At 63.7% G+C, this 10,650-nt stretch carries 5 protein-coding genes; all 5 read left to right on the top strand.

The features are described 5' to 3' along the window. Positions 1-119 precede the first annotated feature (119 nt). On the top strand, positions 120-4,910 hold the full coding sequence (locus VBE63_RS05855) for a PAS domain S-box protein (protein ID WP_323682067.1): 4,791 nt from the start codon (positions 120-122) through the stop codon (positions 4,908-4,910). Between the two features lie 273 nt (positions 4,911-5,183). Beyond that, the gene (locus VBE63_RS05860) at positions 5,184-5,624 is read left to right on the top strand and encodes an FKBP-type peptidyl-prolyl cis-trans isomerase (RefSeq protein WP_323682068.1); all 441 of its coding nucleotides are present in this window, start codon (positions 5,184-5,186) and stop codon (positions 5,622-5,624) included. 63 nt (positions 5,625-5,687) lie between these two features. After that, positions 5,688-5,960: a hypothetical protein gene (locus VBE63_RS05865; RefSeq protein ID WP_323682069.1), complete on the top strand. Its 273-nt coding sequence runs from the start codon at positions 5,688-5,690 to the stop codon at positions 5,958-5,960. 46 nt (positions 5,961-6,006) lie between these two features. Continuing rightward, positions 6,007-7,110, top strand: a complete 1,104-nt coding sequence (locus tag VBE63_RS05870) for an efflux RND transporter periplasmic adaptor subunit (protein WP_323682070.1) — start codon at positions 6,007-6,009, stop codon at positions 7,108-7,110. Positions 7,111-7,117: 7 nt separating this feature from the next. After that, positions 7,118-10,650, top strand: a 3,533-nt coding sequence (locus VBE63_RS05875; RefSeq protein WP_323682071.1) for an efflux RND transporter permease subunit, incomplete at its 3' end; no start/stop codon positions are given.

A 10,650-nucleotide genomic window follows, 5' to 3' on the forward strand; every position in this document is an offset into this window, starting at 1 on the left:
TGGCCGCTTTGATGTTGGTCGCACTTGGCCTAGCTGCCTCCCCCGCGCGGGCAGCGTCAACCGCCCGATCAGCGCCGGCTGCAGAGGTCAGCGCGACCGCTGAGGCCGCAGGGCCGAGAGTGCCTGATGTTCAAGCCGCGTCGGCGACAGCCTCAGCATCGGCATCGGCGCCTGAGCGGGTCGCGGGGTCGCCACCAGCACCAGCACCCACCGCCACGACCGAGCGCGAGCTGGTGCTCGGCATGTTTGCCTTCCGCCCAACCGAGCTTCTGCAGCAGCGCTGGCAACCGCTAGCGATCTATCTCTCGGAGCAACTCCCCGGGCACCAGGTCAGCCTGCGCCTACTCGACCTCGAAGCGCTGAAACAGGCACTGTCGCGCGATGAGCTGGACCTGCTCTTCACCAACCCGGTCCATTATATTCAGCTGCGCCAGCAGTTCCCGATGAGCGGCGCCCTCGCGACCCTGATGCGTCGCGAACAAGACCAGGTTGTCAGCCAGCTCGGCGGCGTCATCATCACCCGCGCCGAGCGCGACGACCTCAACAGCCTGACAGACCTGGTGCATCAAGACATCCTCGCCGTTGGCCAAGAGTTTCTCGGCGGTTACATCGCGCCCTTAGAGACGCTGAACGCCGCGGGCGTCAGGGCGCATCAGCTGCGCATGCAGTTCGACCCCGCAACCCATGATGCCGTGGTGTTCGGTGTGATCAACGGCCGTGCTGATGCCGGCTTTGTCCGTACCGGCATCTTGGAGCAGCTCCAGGCCGAAGGACGCATTGAACTCGCGTCACTCAAGATTCTGGGGGCAAAAACCGACCCAACGTTTCCGTTTCTGCTCTCCACCCAGCGATTCCCCGAATGGCCAATCATGGCCCTCCCCGGACTCGACCCAAGCGTGGGGCGCCAGTTCGCGGCGGCGCTGATTCAGCTTGACCCTGAGCATCCGGCTGCCCAAGCCGCGGGCATTGCCGGTTTCGATCTGCCCGCTGACTATGGGATGCTGGAGTCGGTGATGCGCGAGCTACGCGTCGCGCCTTTCGACCACCAACGAGCGCCCAGTTGGCGCGAGATCTGGATCGCCTATCAGCATGAACTGCTGCTGGTCGCCGGACTGGTGCTGTTGGCGACTGGACTGCTCATTAGCCTGGTCATCAACAATCAACAGCAGCGCCGCATCCGCAGCCAGATCACCGCCTCAGAACAGCGCTGGTTCTCAGCACTGGATGGCGCTGGACATGGTGTTTGGGATTGGAACGCCCGCGCTAACAGCGCCTATTACTCGAAGCGCTGGAAGACGATGCTTGGATATCGCGACGAGGAGATTACCCCAGATTTTGAGGAGTGGTCGCAGCGCATTCACCCCGAGGATCGTGCGCCAACACTCGACGCCCTAGAGCGCTATCGCAGCGGCCACAGCGATGAATTCAGCGTGACGCATCGGCTAAGCACGAAGCAGGGGGCTTATCTGTGGATTCTCGCTCGTGGCGTGGCTGTTGAGCGCGATCGTAACGGCGAAGCCTTGCGTATCATTGGCACCAACACGGATTTCACACGCTATCGGACCGCCGAAATCGCCCTTGCCGAGAAAGAACAATTGTTTCTCGCCCTGGTCAATCAGGCGCCGGATGGCATGGCCCTGCTCGACCCCGATACCCGGCAATTCGTCGAATTCAATTCCGCCACCTACAGCCGACTCGGATACACCGCGGCAGAGTTCGCCGGTCTGGGCCTCGATGAGGTCGAAGCCCTACAGTCAGTCGAACAACAGATCACCCAGATCGAAGAAATCAAGCGCAACGGCTCGGCCGTCTTCTACAGCCAGCATCGCCAGAAGGATGGCAGGCTGCGGGATATGCGGATCAGTACGCGCATGGTGGTCCAGAACGGCAAACCCTTCATCGCCACCGTGATGACGGATCTCACCGATCTGCGTCAAGCCGAGCGCGCCCGACTGTTGAGCCAACAGGACTTTCAGGCCACCTTTGAACAGGCTGCGGTTGGCATGGCCCATGTGGCGCTCGACGGTCGGTTTCTGCGCGTCAATCGCCAGCTCGCAGAGATGCTTGGCTATTCCAGCGAGCAACTCCGGCAACGCCATTTCCAAGCCCTCACCCATGCCGATGACCTGGAGAATAACCTCCAACTCTTTGAGCGTGTGAAGTCCGGAGAAATCGAATGTTACCGACTCGAAAAGCGTTATTACCGCCAAGATGGCGGCATCGTCTGGGCCTTGGTGACTATGTCGCTGGTGCGCGCCGAAGATGGCTCACCGGCCTATTTTGTCGGTGTGATCGAAGACATCAGCGCCCGCAAACAGGCGGAGGAGCAGCTGCATGTTGCCGCGCAGATGGTCGATCTCGCGGCTTATGCGATCATTGCCACCGACATGAACGGCCTCATCAGCCAGTTCAATCCCGCCGCCGAGCGCCTACTCGGCTATACCGCAGAAGAGATCATCGGACGGCAAACGCCGCTGCGTTTCCATCTCAACAGCGAGATCCAAGCGCGCGCCGAGGAACTCTCCACGCAGTTCAGCGAAGAGATCGAGCCCGGCTTCAGGGTCTTCACCGAGCCGCTTTTGCGCGATGGCGAGGAAACCCGTGAATGGACCCTGCAACGCGCCGACGGCGAACGGCTCTCGGTATTGCTCTCAACCACCCTGCTGCGGCGCAGCGACGGCCGACCACGCGGGGTACTCGGCAACCTGGCCGACATCTCACCGCTGCGCCAAGCGACCGAGGCGCTACGCCGGGAGCGCGATCGCGCCCAACGCTATCTGGATACCGCGGGTTCGCTGATCATCTCGATCGACACTCAGGGGCGGGTCGAGCTCGCGAATCGCTATACCTGCGAGCTACTTGGTCGCAGCGAGCAAGCAGTCGTGGGTCAGGACTGGTTCGATCTCTGCATCGCCGCAGCGGATCGCCCGGCGCTGCGCGACTTCTTTATGCAATTGCTCAATGGCACCCGCAAGGCTGAGGATTACCTCGAGAACCGGCTCATCAGTGCCGACGGCTCGCAGCACCTGATCGCATGGCGCAGCAGCCTGCTCTATGACGAGGCGGGACAGGTCAGCGGCGTACTCGCCGCTGGCAATGACATCACCGAGCGCGACAAGCTGGAAAGCGCGCGCGCCCAGGCGCTGGCTGAGGCCAAACGCCTCGCCGCGGTGAAGAGCGCTTTCATTGCCAACATGAGCCACGAGATCCGCACGCCGCTCAACGGCATCCTTGGGCTGGCGCAGATCGGCCGCCGCGACCATGACACCGAACCCGCGGCCCAGCTGTTTCGACAGATCAAGACCGCTGGCCAGCATTTGCTGATTCTGATCAACGATATTCTCGATTTCTCCAAGCTCGACGCCGGCAAGCTGAGTATCCAGCGGCAACCCTTTTGTATCCGCGATTGTCTCGCCGAGATCGAATCGCTGCTCAGCCCCCAGACGACCGCGAAGGGCTTGAGACTGGGCATCGCCATCGCCGACGGCCTGCCCGCCTGGGTGTTCGGTGACGCGATGCGGCTGCGGCAGATTCTGCTCAACCTGCTCGGCAACGCGATCAAATTTACCGAGTCGGGAGAGGTTCGACTGATGCTGTCCACGGCAGATGCCGCAGATTGGGCGGATAGAGCGGATGCTGCGGGTGCGGGTGCGGGTGCGGGTGCGGGTGTGGGCGTGGGTGCAGAGCCGAGTGCGTTCACCGAGGCGACCGGAATACTGCGCTTCCAAGTCACCGATACCGGCATCGGCATGAACGCCGAGCAGATCACGCGCATCTTCCAGCCCTTCGAGCAAGCAGATGCGGGCACCACGCGCAGCCATGGCGGCACCGGCCTTGGACTGACCATCAGCCTGGCGTTGACCAAGATGATGGGCGGCCGGCTGAGCGTTGACAGCGAACCCAACATCGGCAGCTGTTTCGAGCTGCGGTTGCCACTGCCGCCAGCAGCGGCGCCGCAGCGCTCGTTGCCCGACGACGTCTCCAGCGAGACGCAGAGGCTGGCCGGACTGCACATCTTGGCGGTGGACGATGTCGAGCTGAACCTGCTGGTGCTCGACAAGCTGCTCAGCTTCGAGGGTGCAAGGATCAGCATGGCGCATGATGGCCAAGCCGCATTGAGGCAGCTTGAGGCCGCCGACAGCGACCCGTTCGACCTGGTGCTGATGGATGTACAGATGCCGGTGATGGATGGCTACGAGGCGACTCGCCGCATCCGCACGCGTTGGCCGAGCTTGCCGGTGATCGGCCTTACCGCCCATGCCATGCCTGAAGATCGCGACCGCTGCCTAAACGCCGGCATGGTGGCGCATCTGACCAAACCGATCGACCTCGAAGCCCTATTGGCCGCGCTCCATCAACTCCGGCAGGTTCGACCGCTCGGCCTAGCGCGCACCGGGAGTGCTAACACCGATGCGGTGGTTGATGCTGATGCTGATGCTGATGCGAATACTGAGTCTGGTGCTGCTACTGGTGCTAGCACCGGCGCTCGTGACGGCACTCATGCCAGTGCCGATGCTTGTGCCGAGCAAGCCCAACAGCCCGCCTTTGACTGGGCACGGCTCCAACAAGGCTTCGTAGAGTCTCCCGGTTTTGTTCAGCGCCTAATCGACACCGCTCTCAGCAGCCAACGCGACACCCCAGCCCGACTTCGACATCGGGCTGCTCAGGGCGACCTCGATGAATGCTTCCGCATCGCGCACATGCTAAAGAGCTTTGCAGCCCACCTCAGCGCCGAGCCCTTGCGCCAGCACGCCGAGGTCGTTTGCGAACAGGCCCGTAGTGGCGACCGCGCCGCCCTCGAGGGCGCCGAGGCGCTCGCCAGATCGCTTGAGCAGTTGCTGCACGCGTTAGCCGCGCATGCACGGGAAAACTGGTCAGCCCCGGATGTTGAGCGTCGGGACGCATGCTGATCGCACGCGACGATACGATTGGCTCCGGGCGCAAGGATCTCTGCCTAGGCTATGCTGAGGTGACGCTGGGCATGGAGCAGAAGGTCTGAGAGGCGACGAGCCCGTTCTGACTAGACGAGAGACGTAAGTGCCTCAGGGGTCAGTCAGGGGCGATCATCGGCAAACGAACGAGTCGCACACCAGCCCAACGCAAGACAAGGCCAGGCGAAGCACGGCATACTGAGCCGCATCGCCGACACCCGTTCGGAATCCCCGTCACGAGGCATCCAACGCTTGACAACCCACAGCGCCAAGATCGGCCCAGGCAGCCAGGTCTGCCTGCATCTCGCGGTCTATCTCGAGGATGGCACCGAGGTGCTCTCCAGTTTCGGTGATGAGCCGATGCGCTTTCGCATCGGCGATGGCACGCTGACGCCCGGCCTCGAAAGCCTGCTGATCGATCTAGAACCTGGCGCCGATGAGCAGATGCTGGCCGACGGCTCGGAGCTGTTCGGCGCCCAGGACGCAGGGCTGGTGCATCGGGTCCCGCTCAACGATCTGCCCGAGGGGTACGCGCCTGAGCCAGGGCAGGTGATCCAGTTTCAGACCCCTGGCGGACAGGAGACCCCCGGCACCATTCTCAATGTCTACCAGACCGAGGTGGAGATCGACTTCAACCATCCACTCGCTCACCGCGGCTTGCGCATCCATGTGCAAGTGCTAGAAGTGTCCTAACCCAAGGCATAACGAACTATACTGGCCACCTAAAACCCAGCAGTACAGTCGGCTAAGATCCTCATGCCCAAAGCCAAAGACCCCCAGCCTCCGGTCGAACGGGTGGAAGCACTCTACGCCGAATTGGTGCAGCACTATGGCGAGGGCGAGCAACGCGAACTGCGCGCGGCGGCGAAGATCCTACTGGTCGCGCTGGCCAAGTTTCAGGAGCACGGCGGCCCCCACTGGGCCAAGCTCCTGGATGAATACATCGAGATCCTGAAACGCGACCCAGAGCGCTTCCAGCGCGTGCTCGAGAGCAATCGTGCGACGACACCGGACGAGCTTCTGGCTTAGGGTTTCAGGTAATATAAGGAAATACTAATTTACGGAGCATCCATCGATGACATCGACTCACAGACGCCGGCTTCGATCCGCAATCCTTGCCTCGCTGCTGCTGTCCAGCGCGGCGTTCAGCAATGAGGCCGATGCGACTTCGAGCCAAGACGACGCCAGCGCCAACCTCGCCACTGCCGAGGCCAGCTATCGCGTGGTCCCCGAGGAATACCGTCTCGATGGGGTGGTCGAGGCGATCAATCGCACCACGGTCTCGGCCCAGACCAGCGGACAGGTCGAGGAGATCCTCTACGATGTCGATGACTTCGTTGAGAAGGGCGATGTCATCGCGCGTTTGCGCGATACCGAGCACCGCGCGCGGCTCGCACAAGCGGCGGCCGACCTGCGATCGGCCTCGGCCCAGCTCGAACAGTCCCGCGATGAGTACGCCCGCATCGAAGGGCTGTACAAACAAAAGAATGTCTCCGAATCGTCGATGGATCAGGCCAAGGCCGATCTCGAGAGTGCCGAGGCGCGCCTGGAATCCGCCCAGGCCAACCTGGAGCAGGCAAAGGAGCAGTTGGAATACACCCAGATTCGTGCCCCCTACTCCGGCATCGTGATCCGCCGTCATGTCGAGCTTGGCGAGGTCGCCAGCCCCGGCAGCGCGATCATGAGCGGCATCTCGCTCGAAGAGCTGCGAGTGATCATCGATGTACCGCAGAGCGCCATCCCGGCGGTGCGCGAGCGCGGCGAGATCAAGATCCATCTGCCCAATGGCGAGATCACCGAGCCGAGCCGCATCACCGTCTTCCCCTTCGCTGATCTCGGCTCGAATACCTTCAAGGTGCGCGCCGATCTGCAGACGAACACCGAAGGGCTCTTCCCCGGGATGTTCGTCAAGACCGCGATCGTCACAGGTGACAAGGAGGAGCTCACCATCCCTAGTAGCGCGGTGGTCTACCGCTCGGAGGTCACCGGGGCCTATGTGGTCAGCGACGACGGCCGCATCCACCTGCGTAAGATTCGCATTGGCTCGAGCCTCGATGGCGAGATCGTCGTCCTCGCCGGCCTGAGCTCGGGCGAGCAGGTCGCGCTCGACCCGATTGCCGCCGGTGTCGCGCTCAAACGCCAAGCGGAGGCGAACCGCCAGGATCGCCAAGATGGCTGAGCCGCCGATGACCACCAAGAACAGCGCTGGAACCGCTGAGGCCGACGGAGCCACAGCGCCATTGGGCCAGGAGACGGTGCTCGGCATCTCCGGGCGCATCGCCCAACGCTTTCAGGATGCCAAGATCACGCCGCTGCTGGCGCTGGTCGGACTCATGCTCGGGCTGTTCGCGATCATCATGACGCCGCGCGAGGAAGAGCCGCAGATCAACGTCACCTTCGCCGACGTCTTCATCCCCTTCCCGGGCGCCTCGGCGAGCGAGGTCGAGCACCTGGTCGCTGGCCCGGCCGAGCAGGTGTTGTCCGAGATCCAGGGCGTCAAGCATGTGTACTCGGTCTCGCGACCTGGGATGGCGCTGATCTCGGTTCAGTTCGAGGTCGGCGAGGACCGTACCGAGGCCATCGTGCGGCTCTGGAGCAAGGTCAATTCCAACGCCGATTGGCTGGCCGAAGGCCTCGGCGTTGGCGCTCCGCTGATCAAACCCAAGGGCATCGACAACGTCCCCATCCTCACCGCCACCCTCTGGTCGGCGGATCAGCAGCTCGGGGCCTATGAGCTGGGCCAGGTCGCCCACGCCATCGAGCAGGAGCTGAAACGGGTGCCCGGCACCCGCGATGTCTATACGGTGGGCGCGCCGCAACAGGTGATGCGCGTCATCCTTGATCCGCAAGCATTGGCCTCGCACGGCATCGACCTGAGCGACCTGAGTCGCGCCTTGCAGGCCGGCAACAGCAGCCGTGACGACATCGCCATCGTCGCCGATAACCGTGAGATCCAAGTCCAGGCCGGGACCATGCTCTCCAGCGTCGACGATATCGCCGAGCTGGTGGTCGGCATGCACGGCGGCCGCCCGGTCTACCTGCGCGAGGTGGCCCGCATCGAGCGCGGTCCCGAGGTGCCCCAGGCCTATGTCTGGATGGGTGCTGGCCCCGGTACCAGTGCCAGCTCCGGCTCGGGGTCGAACGCCAGCGGCACCGACAGCCCCAGCAGCGCTGACAGCCCCTCGCTTGTCGGCACCACCCCAGCGGTCACCATCGCCGTGGCCAAGCAGGAAGGCACCAATGCGGTCGCCGTGGCCGAGCAGATCATCGCGCGCTTCGACCAGCTCAGCGGGATCTTCATCCCCGAGGGCGTCGAGGTCAGCATCACCCGCAACGATGGCAAAACCGCCGACGCCAAGGCGCGCAAGCTGATCACCGAGCTGGCCTCCGCCACCATCACCGTCATCGTCTTGGTGGCACTGGCGATGGGCTGGCGCGCCGGGCTGGTGGTTGGCGGCGCGGTCATCGTCACCCTGATGCTGACCCTGTTCGCCTCCTGGGCCTATGGCTTCACCCTCAACCGGGTGTCCCTGTTCGCGCTGATCTTCTCGATCGGCATCCTGGTCGACGACGCCATCGTCGTGGTCGAGAACATCATCCGCCACATGGCCATCGGGCGGCGCAAGATGCTGGATCTGATGCCGGGCGCGGTCGACGAGGTCGGCGGGCCGACCATCCTCGCCACCTTCACCGTCATCGCCGCCCTGCTGCCGATGGCCTTCGTCTCCGGGCTGATGGGGCCGTACATGAGCCCGATCCCGATCAATGCCTCGATGGGGATGGTGATCTCGCAGGCGGTGGCCTTCGTGCTCACGCCCTGGCTGGCGTATCAGGTGCTCGGCCGGCGCCATGATGCCGCGCTCGTCGACCATACTCACCACACCCAGCATGCTCCGCAAGACGAGTCGGCCGGCGTGACGTCAGTCCAGGATGGAGCCAGCCCGAGTCCCGCCTCTGGCGGCGATGCGGCGCAAGAGGATGCGACCAGCCCGCATCTCGCAGCGGATGGCGTTGCAGGGCCGCAGGATCAGACCAACCCGCGTCTCGCGCATGGCGCAGGCGGTGAGTCGGCGCCAGTGCATCAGAAAGACGAAAACGGAGAAGACGAGGCCAACCCGCGGCTGCAATGGCTGTTCGATCGGGTAATCACGCCGTTCCTAGAAGGGCGGCGCGGCCTGATCAACCGTTGGCTGCTGCTAGCCGGCATCCTGTTCATGATCGGCGCCTCGCTGCTGCTGCCACTGAGTCAGGCCGTAATCCTAAAAATGCTGCCGTTCGACAACAAGAGCGAGCTGCAGATCGTGCTCGACATGCCCGAGGGCACGAGCCTGGAGCAGACCGCACGGGTGCTCGGCGAGCTGGGGCATTATCTGGAGACGCAGCCCGAGGTCGCCGATTATCAGGCCTATGCCGGCACCGCCTCGCCGATGAACTTCAACGGCCTGGTGCGCCAATACTATCTGCGCGATCAGGCGTATCAAGGCGACCTGCAGGTCAACCTGGTGCCTGACGATCAGCGCGAGGACAAGAGCCACGCCATCGCGCTGCGGCTGCGCGCGCCGCTGCAAGCGATCGCCGAGCGTCATGGCGGCAATGCCAAGATCGTCGAGATCCCGCCCGGACCGCCGGTGTTCGCGCCACTGGTCGCCGAGATCTATGGCATCGACTACGCCGAGCAGATGGCGCTCGCCGAGCAGGTGCGCGACGTCTTCGCCAGCACCGAGGACATCGTCGATATCGATGACTCGATGGAGTATCCGGGGCGCAAGTTCGTACTCGTGGTCGATCGCCCCAAGGCTGCGCAGCTCGGCGTCGATCAGGCCAGCGTCGCCCAGGCCCTGGCCAGCGTGCTCGGCGGCGAGGACATGGCCTATCTACACGGCGCCAATGTCAAGTACGCGGTGCCGATCCGGGTCGAGTACGCCGAGGCCGACAAGGCCGATCTGGAGCAGGTGCTGGCGCTGCGGGTACGCTCGCGCGGTGGTCAGCTGGTGCCACTGTCGGAGATCGTCACCGTCGTCGACAGCCAGCGCGAGCACAGCATCTACCACAAGGATCTGCTGCCGGTGGTCTATGTCACCGCCAACATGGCCGGTGAGATCGACAGTCCGCTGTACGGGCTCTTCAGCATCGCCGGCCAGCTCGATGAGGACCTGTCGCAGTGGTACACCCGCCAGCCGGAGAACCCTTACGAGCCCAGTATCAAATGGGATGGCGAATGGCAGGTCACCTACGAGACCTTCCGCGACATGGGCATCGCCTATGCGTTCGGGCTGGTGCTGATCTACCTGTTGGTGGTGTTCCAGTTCCGCAGCTACGTGGTGCCGCTGATCATCATGGCGCCGATCCCGCTGACCATCATCGGCATCCTGCCCGGCCACGCGCTGATCGGCGCCCAGTTCACCGCCACCTCGATGATCGGCATGATCGCGCTCGCCGGCATCATCGTGCGCAACTCGATCCTGCTGGTGGACTTCATCAATCAGCAGGTGCGCGCCGGTGATCCGCTGGAGCGCGCGGTGATCGGCTCGGCGGTGGTGCGCACCAAGCCCATCGTGCTCACGGCACTGGCGACCATGGCCGGGGTCTCCTTCATCCTCAGCGACCCGATCTTCTCGGGCCTGGCGGTGTCGCTGCTGTTCGGCCTGTTCGTCTCCACCCTGCTGACGCTGATCGTGATCCCGGTGGTCTACTATGGGGTGATGCGCAAGCGGGTGGA

The organism is Lamprobacter sp., from assembly GCF_034860625.1.
Lineage (GTDB): Bacteria > Pseudomonadota > Gammaproteobacteria > Chromatiales > Chromatiaceae > Lamprobacter.

Excerpts from the sequence above, each read along its gene's own strand:
- VBE63_RS05865 (WP_323682069.1), top strand. The coding sequence starts at position 5,688 with ATGCCCAAAGCCAAAGACCCCCAGCCTCCGGTCGAACGGGTGGAAGCA.
- VBE63_RS05870 (WP_323682070.1), top strand. The coding sequence starts at position 6,007 with ATGACATCGACTCACAGACGCCGGCTTCGATCCGCAATCCTTGCCTCG.